General features: G+C 71.2%; 11 protein-coding genes and 1 pseudogene. 6 read left to right on the top strand and 6 right to left on the bottom strand.

Annotation, left to right across the window (positions count from 1 at the left end; translation table 11 throughout):
- Positions 1–237: 237 nt before the first annotated feature.
- A complete protein-coding gene (locus tag N5095_RS18645) occupies positions 238–480 on the top strand; it encodes a hypothetical protein (protein WP_267624675.1) in 243 nt (80 codons plus the stop codon).
- 416 nt (positions 481–896) lie between these two features.
- Here the strand turns inward: N5095_RS18645 and N5095_RS18640 are convergent, their stop codons facing one another.
- From N5095_RS18640 to N5095_RS18625, 4 genes are read right to left on the bottom strand one after another with little or no spacing between them, the layout of a single operon-like run.
- Positions 897–1,670: a DUF7519 family protein gene (locus N5095_RS18640; RefSeq protein WP_267624674.1), complete on the bottom strand. Its 774-nt coding sequence runs from the start codon at positions 1,668–1,670 to the stop codon at positions 897–899.
- A complete protein-coding gene (locus tag N5095_RS18635) occupies positions 1,667–2,935 on the bottom strand; it encodes a DUF58 domain-containing protein (protein WP_267624673.1) in 1,269 nt (422 codons plus the stop codon). The genes N5095_RS18640 and N5095_RS18635 overlap by 4 nt, the downstream gene beginning before the upstream one ends.
- A complete protein-coding gene (locus N5095_RS18630; protein ID WP_267624672.1) occupies positions 2,932–3,750 on the bottom strand; it encodes a DUF7269 family protein in 819 nt (272 codons plus the stop codon). The genes N5095_RS18635 and N5095_RS18630 overlap by 4 nt, the downstream gene beginning before the upstream one ends.
- Positions 3,747–4,655: a DUF4129 domain-containing protein gene (locus N5095_RS18625; protein ID WP_267624671.1), complete on the bottom strand. Its 909-nt coding sequence runs from the start codon at positions 4,653–4,655 to the stop codon at positions 3,747–3,749. The genes N5095_RS18630 and N5095_RS18625 overlap by 4 nt, the downstream gene beginning before the upstream one ends.
- 331 nt (positions 4,656–4,986) lie before the next feature.
- On the opposite strand from N5095_RS18625, the gene glmM reads away from it, so the two are divergent.
- From glmM to N5095_RS18600, 5 genes and pseudogenes are all read left to right on the top strand, one after another.
- Entirely contained in the window at positions 4,987–6,333 is a 1,347-nt protein-coding gene (gene glmM, locus N5095_RS18620; RefSeq protein ID WP_267624679.1) for a phosphoglucosamine mutase, read from the top strand.
- A gap of 313 nt (positions 6,334–6,646) precedes the next feature.
- Positions 6,647–6,802 (top strand): DUF7563 family protein, encoded by a 156-nt coding sequence (locus N5095_RS18615; RefSeq protein ID WP_267624670.1) that lies wholly within the window; start codon positions 6,647–6,649, stop codon positions 6,800–6,802.
- Positions 6,803–7,135: 333 nt separating this feature from the next.
- A pseudogene (glmU, locus tag N5095_RS18610) lies at positions 7,136–8,376 on the top strand (bifunctional sugar-1-phosphate nucleotidylyltransferase/acetyltransferase).
- A 127-nt stretch (positions 8,377–8,503) separates the two neighbouring features.
- The gene (locus N5095_RS18605; RefSeq protein ID WP_267624669.1) at positions 8,504–10,054 is read left to right on the top strand and encodes a lipopolysaccharide biosynthesis protein; all 1,551 of its coding nucleotides are present in this window, start codon (positions 8,504–8,506) and stop codon (positions 10,052–10,054) included.
- 504 nt (positions 10,055–10,558) lie between these two features.
- Complete coding sequence (locus N5095_RS18600) at positions 10,559–11,161, top strand: DUF7344 domain-containing protein (RefSeq protein ID WP_267624668.1); 603 nt, start codon at positions 10,559–10,561, stop codon at positions 11,159–11,161.
- A gap of 263 nt (positions 11,162–11,424) precedes the next feature.
- On the opposite strand, the gene N5095_RS18595 is transcribed toward N5095_RS18600, so the two are convergent.
- Positions 11,425–12,954, bottom strand: a complete 1,530-nt coding sequence (locus tag N5095_RS18595; protein WP_267624667.1) for a CapA family protein — start codon at positions 12,952–12,954, stop codon at positions 11,425–11,427.
- Positions 12,955–13,024: 70 nt separating this feature from the next.
- Positions 13,025–14,944, bottom strand: coding sequence for an asparagine synthase-related protein (locus N5095_RS18590; protein WP_267624666.1), 1,920 nt, complete (start codon positions 14,942–14,944; stop codon positions 13,025–13,027).
- Between the last annotated feature and the right edge of the window lie 135 nt (positions 14,945–15,079).

Raw genomic sequence — 15,079 nt, 5'->3', positions numbered from 1 at the left:
CACCACCCCACCACCCACCGCCGGGCTGGCACGTTCGGACCCTCGGTCGAGGGTCCACCCGCAATCGCACTGCTCGACGACTCACGCGGCGCCGCCGTGTGGCAACGTTCGTCGGGCGTCTCAGTTTCTCCCCACCGAGCGACGGCTTCCGTTACAGAAGCGAATTTCAGTAACTCCGCCTACAGAAAGTTCATTCAGATTACAGTTATAGCGGTGGCGTGCGACTGTCCAACTGTAATGAGCCGATACGAACCCAGTCCCGCGCCCCGACCCCGGCAGACGCTCGCCGCGACGGGTCTCCTCTTCGCACTCGTCGTCGCGACCCTCGTCGCCGTGTCCTACCCCGTCGCCGTCGTCGCCGCACTCGCCGGCGCGTCCGTCGCCGCGGTGGCGACGACCCTCGCACTCGACGCGCGCCGTCGTAGCGGCCGCAGCCGCGCGGTGCGACTGCCCGGCATCGGCGTCGACGTGGAAGCGTAGAGGGCCGTTCGCACCGCTCGCGACCGGTCCGCGGCCGCAATCCGCGCCGGTCGTCGACCCGTCCCCGCCGACGCCTTCCCTCCGCCCCGCCGACGCCTTCCCTCCGCCTCGCCGACGCCCTCCCTCCGCCCCGCTGACGGCCCTCATTTCACCCCGACGACGCCCTTCGGCAACGTCGCTGTGGCTCCCTCCCTGCGCTCCGAACGTCCGCCTCCAATCCCACCGACGCTTCGGCGCCCTCCACACCGACGACGCCTCGACGCTTGCCCCCGGTTCGCCGTTCTCCGGACGCCCGACCGTCCGAGCCGTGGCTCTCGGGTGAGAGACTGCTGTGTGTCGACCGACTCGAAGGCCGAACCGAAAGCCCGAGTCGGGAAACGGTGTCAGGTCGCGTCGCCGACCCACCGTCTCGCCGCTCAGTTGTACAGCGCCACCAACAGCACGATGGCGGCGCCGACGAGCAGGAGGAGGCCGGCGAGCGGGACGCCGGTCACGTCCAGTCCGCGGACCCAGAGCGCGACGGCGACGGCGGCGCCGCCGAACAGCGAGGTCGCGCCGGCGTGGCCGAGTTCGACCGGCCACGTCCGGGCCCGGGCGCCCAACTGTTCGCCGACGTTGATAGCGTGTTCGCCCACGTCCCAGGCGACGACGCTCGCGGTGAACGCCGCGAGCAGGGGGAGCGCGTCCGCGCCGTGGACGATTCCCGAGAGCACGACGTTGCAGACGAGCAGCGCCGTCCCCACGGAGACGAGCCGCCGGCTCCACCCCTCGCGGACGGGGACCAGGCCGAGCGCGAGCAGTCCCGCCCCGAGCAGGCCCAGGGGTACTTCGGCCTTGAGCGTCGTCGTGGCCGGGAGCGTCGCCCCGGCGCCGACGCCGCCCAGCACGCCGACGACTCCGGCGACGCCGACGAGAACCGCCACGAGGCGCAGGCCGCGGTCGCGGGCGAGTGCGGTGCCGCCGAGCAGGAGGAGGCCGGCGGCACCGACCCCGATCGCGACCCGCTGACTGCCGCCGTCGGCGACGGCGACCACCGAGAGGAGCGCGGCGACGACGGCGACGCTCGCAGCGACGCGGGCCGGCCGACGGTCGACGGTGACGCCGCGCGGTTCCGACCCGGTCGCGCTCGACGCGTTCGCTCCGGCCGTGTTCGCTCCGTCCGACCCCTCACCCGCAGCGACGGCGCTCACGCGACACCACGCTCCTGCTGGCGGAGGAGTTCGGTGCCGAGCGGGTCGGTCGGGTCCCAGTCGACGACGGGGACGCCGGACTCGCGCAACCGACGCATTCGGCCGTCGCGCTCGACGGTCGCCAGCCGCCCGCCGGCGGTCTCGCGGCTCGTCACGTTCGGGCTGACGACGGTCACGCGGGTGCCCTCCGCCTCGAGTTCGAGCGCCGTCGTCACGACGCCGTCGTCCGTGAGCGGCGAGAAGAGGAACAGCTGGTTCGAGGGGCCGAGGCGCCGACGCAGGGCGGCGCGCTGGTCCGTGTCGACCCACGACGCGTCGGGGTCGGTCGGCGGGACCGTCCGGAGCGCCGGGTGGGTCGCGAGCGTCGTTCGGAGGCGGTCGCGGTGTTCGCGGCCGCTCCCGGGGTCGACCCACGCGAACTCCCGGCCGAGCGCCGCCAGCCCGACGAACGTCCGGGCGTCGCCGAGCGACGTGAGGAGCTGTTCGGCGCCGGCGACGCTGTAGGCGACGGCGTTGGGCTCGTCGTCGCGCCGGGCGCGGTAGGCGCTCGCGTCGGCGTCGACACAGAGCACGACCGCGGCGGTGCGCTCCTCGCGGAACTCGATGGTCGTGAGCGTGTTCGTCCGGGCGAACCGGCGCCAGTCGATGCGGCTCATCGGGTCGCCGTGCTGATACTCGCGGGTCTGGTGGAACTCGATGCCCGACCCGCCCCGGTCGGTGACGACGCGACCGGCGTGACCGGCGGTCTGCTGACGCAGCGGCACCTCGGGAACGGAGTCGGTCACCGCGAGTTCGGTCTCGGCGGCGACGGTCGTCTCCACCTCGCGGGCGCCGGCTACGTCCCGGGCGACGACGGTCGCGGGGTCAAACTGGTGGCGACCGTAGTCGGCGCCGACGGTGTAGCTCCACTCCGTCGCGTCGCCCGGCCGCAGAACCGCGCCGTGTCGGGGCGACCCCGACTGCACGGCGAGCATCGGCGGGACGCCGTCGACGATTCGCAGGTCGGCGAGCGTCGACCCCTCGTTGACCACGCGGACGGTCACCTCGACGGCGTCACCCTGTTCGGGCGACCGACTCCCCAGACTGCGCTCGAGGCTGAGGTCCACCGCCGGGGTCCCCGTCAGATGCGGGTACGCGGCGAAGGCGCTGCCGACGACGCCGAGCAGGAGCAGGAGCGGCCGCGCCGCGAGGACCCCGACGGCGCCGACGAACAGCGCGATGCCGACGACCCCTCGCCAGCGGCGGGTGGTTCGGACTTCGGTCACGACTCCTCACTCTCCCCGGCCGACCCCACCGTGTCCGCAGTTCTGCGGCCGCCGTCCGCGGCCGCCTGCCTGCCGGGCCTCGACGGGCCGACGGACTCGCCGCCGCGGCCGCCTCGCTCCCCGCCGCTTCCGCCGCGGCCCCCGGTGCCGACGCCGACCGCCTCGCGGAGCGTCTCGGCGCTCGTGTCGGCGACGGCGTCGTCCGCATCGGGCGTCGACGCCTCGACGCCGGCGTGTCGGGCGACCTCGTCCGCTGCCACCCGGGCGCCGTGCTGGAACCACGTCCGCCCGCGGACCGCCGCGGCGACCCGCGACTCCATCGACGGTGACGGACCGGACGGGCCGGCGAGAAACGCCGCCGCGTCGGCGTCGTCGGTCCACGTCCCGGCGAGCACGCGCTCGCGAGCGGTCTCGCGGGGGACGCCCGCCTCGCGCATCATCGCCTCGGCGGCGAGCCCGCGGAGGCGCTCCCGCACCGACTCGCCGCCGTCGCCGAAGAAGCGAGCCTGCAGGCCGAGCCCCTCGTCGACGACACGGTCGAAGCTCGCGCCGGGGTGTGGCGCGGTCTGGACCCGCTCGGGGTCGGGCAGTCGCGCCTGGTCCTGGCCGAACAGCGCCCGGCTCGCGGCGACGACGAACACGAGCAGTAGCGCGATTCCGCCGAAGACGGCGAACACGACGTAGTCGTTGCCGGCAGCCTCGACGGCGGCCGCGGCGAGCTCGCCGCCGACCCCCGTTCCGAGGACGGCCGCGAGCGCGAGGGTGAAGACGCCGAGGCCGACGACCATCGCGGGGTGGCGCGCGCGAAGGTTCATCGGCGCTCACCGCCGTCGTCGCCGGTCGAACCACCGCTCGCCGCCTCGCGGCCGTCCGATGCCGCTCCACCGTCTCCAGTTTCGCGGCCGTTCGTCGCCGCTCCACCGTCTCCAGTTTCGCGGCCGTCCGATGCCGCTCCACCGTCAGTCACGGCCCCGCCACGACCGCCCTGGCGACCGCTCCGTCCACCTGCGCTTCCGAGCCGCGAGAGCGCCCCCTGGATGCGTTCGCGCTGGTCGTCGGTCATCCCGCGGCCGCCGTAGCGCACCTCCTCGAAGGTTCGTCGGAGGCGTTCGACGGCGTCGGGGTCGAAGCCGGCGTCGACGGCGGCCTGTGCGGCCTCGCTCGGCGTCTTCGCGTGCGGCCGCTCGACGCCCGCCTCCCGGACGAGGTCGAACCACGCCCGTTCGGCCTCGTTTCGCGGCGTGCGGTCCTGCCAGTCGGGGCGCGCTTCCTCCCGTTCGCCGTCGGCGGCGCTCGGCAGGAGCGCGAGGAGGGGTCCGACGACCCGCTCCCAGTAGCGACGGAGCAGCAGGCCCCCGGCGACGAGGAGGAGCGTCGCGACGAGGTACGGCAGGAGGGCGAGCAGGAGGTCCCACAACTGCTCCAGCAGGCTCTGCTCGGCGGGCGTCGTCTCCTGCTCCTGCTGTTCTTCCTCCTCCTGTTGCTGTTGTTGCTGTTGCTGGGACTGGCTCACCTGCTGTTGCTGGCGCTGCTGGTTCCCCTCGATCTCCTCCTGAATCTGGACGGCCCGGTCGCCCCCGATGGGGAGCTCCTCCCAGTCGAGGTTGATGACGTCGTCCGGGTCGGTCTTGAGCGAGGAGTCTAGCGTCGTCGACGCGACGCCCATGGCGGAGACACAGGCGACGGCGACGAGGGCGGCGACGAGTCGGTCGCCGTTCATGGTCCGCGTCGTCCTCTCATCTGTCCATCACTCCGTGATTCAGCCCGTTAATTATGTGGCCGCTAAGCGGTATGGGCCGGGTTCTGCTCGGTAATCGGGGTATGATTCCGTGCTGCCGCCTCGGGGAAGGCGGGATTTCCGACGGCGCGGCCGCGCTCGACCGGTAGCCACCGGCTACCCTCCACGGACCGGTACGCCCGCCTTACACCGAGCAACGTCCCGTAACGACCCTCCCCGGGACCGGGTGGAACCTCCCCCGGTCCTCGTCCGGCCGACCGGATAGTCCACCGTATAATCAAGAGGGGGGCGACCCTCACGTCGACCGATGACTCTGTTCGGAACCAGCGGGATTAGGGGGACCGTCGGCGAGGAGGTCACCGCCGACCTCGCACTCGCCGTCGGCCGGGCCGTCGCCTCGGAGGGCGCCGAGACCGTCGTCGTCGGGCGCGACCCCCGTGAGAGCGGGGAACTACTGGCGGCGGCCGCCTCCGCCGGCGCTCGCGAGTGCGGCGCGACCGTCCTCGACGCCGGGATGGTGTCGACGCCGGCACTCGCCCGCGCGGTCGGCCGGGAGGACGCCGACGCCGGAATCATGCTCACCGCGTCGCACAACCCCGCCCCCGACAACGGGCTGAAGCTGTGGAACCCCTCCGGGCAGGCGTTCGACACCGCCCAGCAGGAGGCGATAGAGCGCCGTATCGGGACCGAGGACTACGACCTGCGGGCGTGGGACGGCATCGGCGAGGAACGTGACCTCCCGGGCGTCACCGACCGACACGTCGACGCGCTCGTCGACGCCGTCGCGGGGACGGAGGAGGCCGAGCAGCCGCTGGCGGGGCTCACCGTCGCCGTCGACGTGGGCAACGGCGCGGGCGGGGCGACCGCCGACGCGCTCACCCGACTGGGGGCGCACGTCTACACCCTCAACGCCCAGCCCGACGGGAGCTTCCCGAGCCGACCCAGCGAGCCGACCGGCGACAACTGCCAGGCGCTCCGCGAGTTCGTCGCCGGCACCGACGCCGACCTCGGCGTCGCGCACGACGGCGACGCCGACCGGATGCGCGCCTGCACCGAGTCCGGCCGGTTCGTCGACGGCAACGTCAACCTCGCGCTCTTTGCCGGTGCGGTCGCCCGCGAGGGTACCCGCGTCGCCGCCCCGCTGAACGTCAGCCTCGCCGTCGAGGACGCCCTCGAAGCGAAGGGGGCCTCGCTCACGCGCACCCGCGTGGGCGACGTGTTCGTCGCCGAGGCCGCCACCGACGACGACGTGGTGTTCGGCGGCGAGGAGAGCGGGGCCTGGATATGGCCCGACGAGACGCTCTGTCCCGACGGACCGCTCGCGGCCTGCAGGCTCGCGGCGCTCGTCGCTCGGGAGGGGAGCCTCGACGCCTTGGTCGACGGCGTCGAGACCTACCCGCATCTGTACGAGGTACTGGAGACCGACCGCAAGCGCGAACTCATGGCGGCGGTCGAAGACCTCGTCCGCGCCGAGTTCGACGCGGACCGCATCTCGGCCATCGACGGCGTCCACGTCCGCACCGACGACGGCTGGTTCATGATTCGCGCCTCCGGCACCGAGCCGAAGATTCGCTACCGGGCGGAGGCTCGCGACGAGGCCGACGCCCGCCGCCTGCTTGAGGTCGCGAAGGGGTTCCTCGGCGACGCCGGCGACCGGTGAGCGGCCACGGCGCGTCGACTCGGGAGTCGCGAGCGACGGCGGGCCCGCCGGCTCACCGCTTCCGATGGCGGCGAGGGACACACCCTAACTATCGGACCGCGTGCGAGTCGACGTCAGCCGCTCGCGTTCGACCGCCGTCGGTCGACTCGCCGGTTTCGGACCCGTCATCGACGGGTGAACGGCCCGTCGAACGAAACTGGCGATATCCGGCTCGTCGTCTCGTCTCGAACCGAAACCGGGTCGAATATCCATGTTCCCCAAACTGTTTTGGCAGACGACCTATGCCGGTTAGACGGAAAGGGGAGGATGGCTCATGCCGGAATGCAAAAACTGCAGCTCGTTCGTGACGCAGAACTACGTGCGCGTCTTCGCGCCGAACGGAATGGACGCTCCGCGGGTCTGTCCGCACTGTGAGGACATGGTCCGCGACGGCTCGCAGGTCCGCGAGGCCCGCAGCGTCCGCCAGTAACGCTCGAGCACCTGGCTCGACCGCGAATCACCCGGGTTCCGACCCGAACCGCCCCCGTTCGACCGTTTCCGCGACTGCTTCGTCGGGAGCGACGGCGCCCCGTCCGTACCGTCCGCCCGCCCTTTCGGACGGGTGGTACGCGGTACGTACCGCCGTAGTCGTTCGATTATCCGTCCCGATACCGGCCGCCGTCGATACTCACCGCGCCCGTTTCGAGCGTCGCGTCCGTCGTGCCCGCCGCTCGCTGTAACCCGGTAGACGGTCGGAACACCGATGCGAGTTACTTTCCACATAATAAAGAGAGCTAAGTGAGTTAGGTCGGAACAGCACACTATGCAGGCAGTCATCCTCGCGGCGGGCCAGGGCACACGGATTCGGCCGCTCTCAGAGACGATTCCGAAACCGATGCTGCCGGTCGCCGACAAACCGATCGTCGCCCACGTCGCCGACGCGGCGATCGACGCGGGCGCCGACGAACTGGTGTTCGTGATGGGCTTCCTCGGCGAGCAGGTCGAGGAGCACTTCGGCGAGACCTACCGCGGGGTGCCGGTGAACTACGTCACGCAGGAAGAACAGCTGGGGACGGCGCACGCGGTGTACCAGGCCCGCGAGCACATCGACGGCCCGTTCGCCGTGCTGAACGGCGACAACATCTACGACGTCGAGAGCGTCGCGGCGCTGTTCGACGCGGCCCCATCGGTGGCGGCCTACACGGTCTCCGACCCGCGAAACTACGGCGTACTCTCGACCGAGGGTGCGGCCGCGACCGACGGCGCCGGCGCCGACGCCGTGGCCGGAGAGTCGGACTCGCGACGCGCCCGCGTCACGGGCATCGTCGAGAAGCCCGACGACCCCCCGACGAACCTCGCGAACGCGGGCGCGTACGTGTTCCCGGCCGAGGCGAAGTCGTACCTCGACGTGCCGATGTCCGAGCGCGGCGAGCACGAGATCACGGACGTGCTCGAGCAGGTCATCGCGGAGTTCGATGTCACGGCCGTCGAGGTCGACCGCTGGCTCGACGTGGGTCGCCCGTGGGAGCTCCTCGAGGCGAACGAGCTGTACCTCGGCGCATGGAGCGCGACATCGCGGGCGACGTGCACGAGGACGCCGACCTCCGCGGGAACGTCGTCGTCCAGGAGGGCGCCACGGTGGAGCCGGGCGTCGTCATGGAGGGCCCCGTGCTGGTCAAGTCCGGCGCGACCGTCGGACCGAACGCCTACGTCCGCGGCGCGACCCTCCTGGAGGAGGGCGTCCACGTCGGCAACGGCGTCGAGGTCAAGAACAGCGTCGTGATGCGTGACTCGGCCGTCCCCCACCTCTCGTACGTCGGCGACAGCGTGCTCGGCCGCGACGTGAACCTCGGCGCCGGGACGAACGTCTCGAACCTCCGCCACGACGACGAGGACATCGCCATCGACGTGAAAGGCGAGTCGACCTCGACGGGCCGCCGGAAGTTCGGCGTCGTCCTCGGCCACGGCGTCAAGACGGGTATCAACACGAGTTTCAACCCGGGGGTCGTTCTCTCCTGTGACGCGTTTACCTACCCCGGCGAGGTCGTCACCGACGACCGGTGACGACCCGAGACGCTCGCATCGACTGACTCAGACCGACAGCAGACCCCAGCGCGGTGTGTGGCCGGCGACACGCGCGGGCGATTCGTCCCGCGAGTGACGCGGCCACGACACCGCTCACCCCCTCACCGTGTCACGCAACCTCACCACGGCGTTCGCCTCCATCGCCGGCTCCCGGCTGGTCATGCTGGTCGCCTCCGCGGCCATCACGCCGGCGCTGCTCTACTATCTCGGCAGCGGGCAGTTCGGCCAGTACGCCTCCGTGATGGCCGTCTTCGGGATGCTGATGATTCTCGTCAGCTCCGGCATCAACGGCGGCATGCGGAAGTACATCTCCGAGGACCGCTCCGACGAGGACGAGCGGTGGAAGGACCACGTGTTCGCCTACTACTTCCGGCTCGCGACGCTCTTTGCCCTCTTCGCGGGGGGCTTGCTCGCCGTCGGCGCCGCGACGGGCGCCATCTCCACGCTGATGGACGCCGACTACGACACGTACTTCTACCTGCTCGCGGTGCTCGTCGTCGCCGCACAGCTGCGCTCGGTGGCGCGGCGGGCGCTGATGGGGCTCAAACTGGAGCACATCGCCGAGCCCCTGCAGGTCGTCCACAAGGTGCTGTTCGGCGTCGTCGCCGTCGCGCTCGCCGCGCTCGGCTTCGGCGTCCCCGGCGTGCTCGTCGCGTTCATCGTCGCCAGCACGGCGGTGTTCGCCGTCGCGATGGCGCTGATGGCCCGACAGGTGTCGCTGTCGGCCATCCTCAAACCGGTCCCCGAAGACTTCCCGCGCCGCGAACTGCTGAACTTCAACCACCTCACCATCGTCTACACGTTCCTGCTCACGTCGATGTACCACGTGGACGTGATTCTTCTCGACCGCCTCGTCGGCCACGAGGCCGCGGGGCTGTACAAGGCGGCGCTCGTCCTCGTCCAGTTCCTCTGGTTCGTCCCCAAGTCGGTGCAGTCGATGATGATCCAGTCCACCTCCGACCTCTGGGCGAAGGGGCGGACCGACCGTATCGAGTCTATCGCCACCCGCGTCACCCGCTACTCGCTGCTCGTGACGACGCTGATGGCGGTCGGGCTCGGGGCGCTCGCGGCGGACTTCGTCCCGCTGTACTACCACGCCCCCGACGTGGAGTTGATGTTCGGGCCCATCCTCTTTCTCCTCCCGGGGACGCTCGGCTTCGCCGTCGCCCGCCCGATGCTCTCTATCAACCACGCGAAGGGTGACATGAAGACGCTCATCGCCGCCACCGCCGCGGCGGCGGGCCTCAACCTCGGACTGAACGTCCTGCTCATTCCCCAGTACGGGATGATCGGCGCCGCGCTCGCCACCACGGTCGGCTACGGCTCGCTCCCCCTGCTCCAGACCGGCGCCGCGAAACGGCTCGGCTACGACCCGCTCGCCGACGCCCGCATCGGCCGCATCGCGGTGACGACGGCCGTCGCCGGACTCCCGATCGCCGTCCTCCCCCACCTCATCAACGGCTCCCCGATCCCGTTCGTCGGCCCGTCGGTCCTCACGGTCGTCGTCGTCCCACCGGTCGGGTTCGTTCTCTTCGCGGTCGTGGCGGTCGCCACCGGCGCCGTCACGCTCGACGAGGTGTTCGACCTCCTCGGGGCGCTCCCCGAACCCGTCTCCTCGCGCGCACTGGCGCTCCGAGCCCGGGTGACTGGCGACTGACCCCGAGGGTTGGGACACCGAATACGCCCTTAGACGGGCCTCGGTGACAAAATTTTGACAGATGGGTGGACGAGCCGTGCGGCCACCGGTCGACGCTCGAGAAGTCGGCGGTCGACGCAGGGTCTATCCCGGTGCTTCCCGCGGCTTTCGGCCGAGTACACCAGTTCGCGTTCCCCACCGTTCTCCGCGTCGACGGCCGGCGTCGACCGGCGAACGACGGCCTCTTGGCAGTCGTTACCCCCGTCCGAACCGGTGATAAACCCCCTTTCTGCAGTGGCTAATTCCCTCACGGTCTTCGATGTATCGGATTCGATTCATCGAATAGACAGAAATCAGACTGTTTATGGCCAAAACACGATTACAGCGTCTGAGGCCCCTATTTGAACGGTCTCTGAACGGTCGGCTGACGAGCGTCAGACGGCGTTGAACGGTCTGCAACAGTCCGCAATCGGTCACCACGGGTTCCCCAGTTTAATATAGCCCTGTCCCTCGCACCAGTCAGCCATGAAGAGCACTCACGGTGGGACCCTCTCCACGACCGCGGCGAACACGACGCAGGCGGACACGCCACAGAACGTCGACGCAGACGACACCAAGCCGGAGCTTCTCCACAAGGACACCGTCTACCACCTCCTGCAGAACGAGCGCCGGCGGCTCGCGCTCCGCTTCCTGCGCGAGGTCGAGCCGGAGACCGACCTCGGCGAGATGGCCGTGCAGGTGGCCGCGTGGGAGAACGGCGTCACGACCGAGGCGGTCACCTCCGACATGCGACAACGCGTCTACATCGCGCTCTACCAGAGCCACCTCCCGAAGCTCGCCGAGGAGGGTGTGCTGAACTACGACAAGGACCGCAAGCACATCAGCCGGACGGCCGCGGCCGCCCAGCTCGACCGGTACCTCACCCTCGACGACCGCCCGGAGGCCCCAGCAGAGACCGGCTCCGACCAGACCGCACACGTCGCGGTCACCGCCGTCGGCCTCCTCGTCCTGCTCGCCTCGCAGGTCTCGGCCGGGTTCAACCCCCTGACGCTCGCGGTGACGCTCGCGCTCGTCGCCGTCATCGCGGTCCAACAGTTCGGACTGCCGACGCTTCCCGTCGCCAACTGACCGTCTCTCGGGTCGCTACTCGAACCCACCTCCCCACACCCACCCCACCCCATCACGATACGCCCGACCCACCACCTCTCGGCTCCGTACGGTTCTCTCTGTGCCGGCTCGACCCGGTCTTCGGGTCTCCCGGCGCGTTCTCGACTCGCCGACCAGCGACGGTGTTCGGCGGAACGCCCGAGGGACGCCGTCGGTGGAGCACCGGCCGGCGCGGCCGGCTGAACGTCCGACCGGTGGAACCGGCGACCACTCGACCGTCGTCGTCAGCGGAGTTCCCGGAGGACGGCCGCAACCCGGCGTCCTGCGGCGCGTGCTCCCGAGCGTAGCCGGCTCGACATCCCGCGCTCGGCTCCCTCACCGTACATCGCAGCCACCTCGTTCTCCGTCCAGTCGAGCAGGTCGCGGACCGTCCGGTCGACGCCAGGCTCCCGTCGGTCGGTCAGGTCACCGGCCCGTAGCGCCAGTGCCGTCTCGACGACGTCGCGGTGGGACTCGTTGCGGACGACGTTCAGGAGCGTCAGCTGTTCGGTTCGTCGACCGTCGGCGGGGAACGCCCGACCACCCACCGCCGCCCGGGGGTCCGTGACGAGCTGGGAGAGCCCGGCGCCCGTCCCCCGGCGGAGCCACCCGACGTAGCGGTGGTCGAACAGCCGGACGGCGAGTTCCTGCCAGTGACTCCGGAGCGCGTCGCGGTCGGCGACGATTTCGGCCGACGCCCGGAGGTAGTCGAGGTGTGCGTCGACCGGTCGCCCCCCGTCGGTCCGACCCCCCTCGACGCCGAGCGGGTGGACCCGTCCCTCGTGGAGCTCGGTCGGGAGGAGGGTGACGCCGGCGAGTTCGCGGCCTCGGAAGTCGAACTCGGCCAGTAGTCCCCACCGGGTGTTCGACCGCTTCGAGTCGAACAGGAAGTTGCCGAGGCTGTACAGGATGGGAGCCCCTTCGTACAGCTCCCACCCCTGGGGGACGTGTGGATGGTGGGCGACGACGGCGTCGGCACCGGCGTCGACGAGGGTTCGGAGCCGGGTCCCGAACCCCGCCGGCGGGAACGGGACGTACTCGACGCCGCCGTGGGCGACGACGACGGTCACGTCGGCCGACCGGGCCGCCTCGGCCACCCGCCGTTCGGTCGAAGGGTGTGAGAGCCAGCCGACGCCCGGTTCGTCCGCGGTCGCGACGCCGAACTCCCGCTCGCAGGCGTTTACGACCGCGAGCTCGACCGATTCGGTCCCGTTCGACTCCGCTTCGCCGGGCTCGCCCTCGCCGTTCGCCCCGCCGACCGCCACCCTCGTCCGGAACGGGGCCAACGCCGCGTCGAGGTCGTCGCCGGCGCCGAGGGTCGCCAGCCCGGCGTCGGCACAGGCCTCGCGGGTCACCCGGAGTCCCGCCGTGCCGTAGTCCATCAGGTGGTTGTTCGCGAGGCAGGCGACGTCGAAGCCGGCCGCGGCGAGGCGCGCCGGCGTCTCCGGATGGGAGGCGTGGGCCGGCCCGACCTTCCCGGCCGGCTCCCCCCCGCCTCGTACCGGTGCCTCGAGGTTCACCACGCTCACGTCCGCGGCCCGGATACGCTCGGCGACCGCCGGCGCGACGGGGTCGGCCGCGAGTCGGCCCTTGTAGATGCAGTCGCCCGCGAACAGTGCCGACCACGTCCCGTCTTCGGTGTCGCTGTCGCCGACTCGCTCCCCGTGGCGGTCGCGGCCATCGTCGCCGGACGCGGCCGTGGCGTCGGTCTCGGCGGTCGCCGACACGGGCCGCTCCTCGGAGACGTCGATACGGAGCCGGGTGAAGTCCGTCATTCGGGTCTGGACGTGGTGAGTCGCCGGGACGTCTTAACTACGCGCCGCGAAACCGGTGCCGGGTCTCGGGTCACCGGGACGGGCCGCTCGGACCGGAGGGGCCAGTGGGACCAGTGGGGCCGGACGGCGTGACGGGTCCCCGTGGACTGCTCCCGGCGCCGTCGGCCGGGTCGGGGCGGCGGCGGTCGGGTCCGTCGTTCGCGTCGTCGACCCCGCCGTCCACATCGCCGTTTCGGGCGGACCAGCCGCCGTCGGTGCGGGGGGCGACGGCCTGCTCGCCCTCCGGCGGCCGGAGCAGTTGGTCGGGAGTGCAGCGCGGCTCGCCGGTCGCGAACTCGATCCACGTCGTCAGGTCGTTCATCCGGAGTTTCACCCGGGCGGGGAGCCCGTGGACCTCGTCGTAGCCCGGGAACAGCTTGCGGTCGAGGTCGTTCTGTTCGTACAGCTCCCGCCGGTCGGGCCACGGTCGGTCGAACTCCGAAACGAGCGGGAGCGCCCCCCGGACGACGCGTTCGATCTCGTTCAGCCGGAAGGAGCGGTGCGGGCGGTCCGGCGGACTGTGTCGCAGCAGCTCCGAGTCGAGCTTCCCGATGGCGTCGAGCCACGTCTCGTCGGTGCGGTGCTCCGGTGGGGTCTTCAGGTGCCACTCCAGGAGCTCCGAGTCAGCGGCGACGAGGCTCTCCACGTAGTGATCCGCGAGGTGGGTCCGGAAGGCGAGTGTCGGCTTCAGCTTGATTCCGAGCAGGTCGACCGCGTTGTGGCGGTTCTCACAGCGGTCGTACCCCGCTTCGAACGCTGGCTCGATGACCTCCCGGGCGAACGCCCGCGCCGAGTCGGCCGAGAGATACTCGCAGTCCTCGACGGCCGACGGGTCGCGCCCGCCGAGACAGCCGAGCTTCTCCGCGAAGTACGCGGGCACGTCGGGGTCGGGGTCCAGCCCCGAGAGCGGGAACGTCCGGCCGAACAGTTCGACCCCGCGTTCCGGGAGGAAGAACCCGCGAAAGAGCGTGTCGAAGAGGGCGCCGTGGAGCATCGAGTCGGCGTCGATGTCGACGTTGTTCCCCCGGTGGTGGATGTGCAGCGACTCGCGGACCCCTCCGGTGTACTGGATGACCTCCGGCCGGAGGTCGAGGTAGCGCGGCGTCACCTCCAGGGTCTCGTGGTCGACGCCGTACTGGTCGGCGAGCCGCGAGGCGACGGCCACCTCGCCGGCACCCGGGTCGCCCATCGTGTAGCCCACGTCCACGTCGGGGGACTCTGAGAGCAACAGCCGGGAGTCGTAGCCGCCCGAGAGCATGAGTCCCGTCCGGCCGGGCATCCCCGTTCGACGCTCGATTGCGCGTTCGAGCCGCGCCGCGAGTTCGGCGGCGTAGTCGCCGGTCTCGAACGCCTCCGGAGGTTGTGGGTCGTAGACGAACCGCCGGAGTTCGCCGGTCGACTCGGGGGTGAGGTAGCCGTCGAAGGGGACGCGCCCGAGCTCGGAGAAGGCGGTGTCGTCGCCGAAGGCGACGCCGAAGTGGGTCACTTCGGCGACGGTCCGCCCGTCGACGGCCGGGTTCGACACCGCCTTCGCGACGCGCGCGGCGTCGGAGCCGAAGACGCGGACGCCGGGGGCGTCGGTGTAGAAACACTCCCACGAGCGGATGGGGTCGGTGACGACGACTGGGTCGCTGTCGTCGGGTCTGTCGACGAACGCGAGGTAGGAACCGTTCAACTCGGCGAAGGCGTCGCGGCCGACCGCGCCGACGCGGTGATAGAGGCGCTCGGCGGTCGAGCGGCCGGTCTCGGAGACGACCTCCCCCCAGACGACGGCCGCGCCGTCGCCGTCGTCGGTCTCGTAGACGGCGGTGCGGTTCGGCAGGCCGTAGCCGAGGTCGCGAACGCCGACGGTCGCACGCGGCGTCTCGACGACGCGGGCGAACCGCTCCGTGGTCGTGACGCGGTCGAGGTCGGCGCGGTCGCCGAAGACGCCGAACAGTTCGTTTCGCATGGTGTGGTGTGTCGTGTCGTGGGTGGCGGCGGACCCGAGTTCGAGCCGAATCGAACCGACTCGAACCGACTTGAGCCGGACCGAACCGAGTCGAACCGGGTCGGGTGGGCCTCCACCCGGGGTCGGGTGTCGGTG

The sequence above is a fragment of the Halobium salinum genome (assembly GCF_026586625.1).
GTDB lineage: Archaea > Halobacteriota > Halobacteria > Halobacteriales > Haloferacaceae > Halobium > Halobium salinum.
The sequence above is the reverse complement of the archived record's forward strand: the minus strand, read 5'-3'. Positions and strand labels throughout refer to the sequence as shown.

Coding starts and splice junctions, on each gene's coding strand:
- N5095_RS18645 (WP_267624675.1), top strand. CDS start 238: ATGAGCCGATACGAACCCAGTCCCGCGCCCCGACCCCGGCAGACGCTC.
- N5095_RS18630 (WP_267624672.1), bottom strand. CDS start 3,750: ATGAACCTTCGCGCGCGCCACCCCGCGATGGTCGTCGGCCTCGGCGTC.
- N5095_RS18625 (WP_267624671.1), bottom strand. CDS start 4,655: ATGAACGGCGACCGACTCGTCGCCGCCCTCGTCGCCGTCGCCTGTGTC.
- N5095_RS18615 (WP_267624670.1), top strand. CDS start 6,647: ATGCCGGAATGCAAAAACTGCAGCTCGTTCGTGACGCAGAACTACGTG.
- N5095_RS18600 (WP_267624668.1), top strand. CDS start 10,559: ATGAAGAGCACTCACGGTGGGACCCTCTCCACGACCGCGGCGAACACG.
- N5095_RS18595 (WP_267624667.1), bottom strand. CDS start 12,954: ATGACGGACTTCACCCGGCTCCGTATCGACGTCTCCGAGGAGCGGCCC.
- N5095_RS18590 (WP_267624666.1), bottom strand. CDS start 14,944: ATGCGAAACGAACTGTTCGGCGTCTTCGGCGACCGCGCCGACCTCGAC.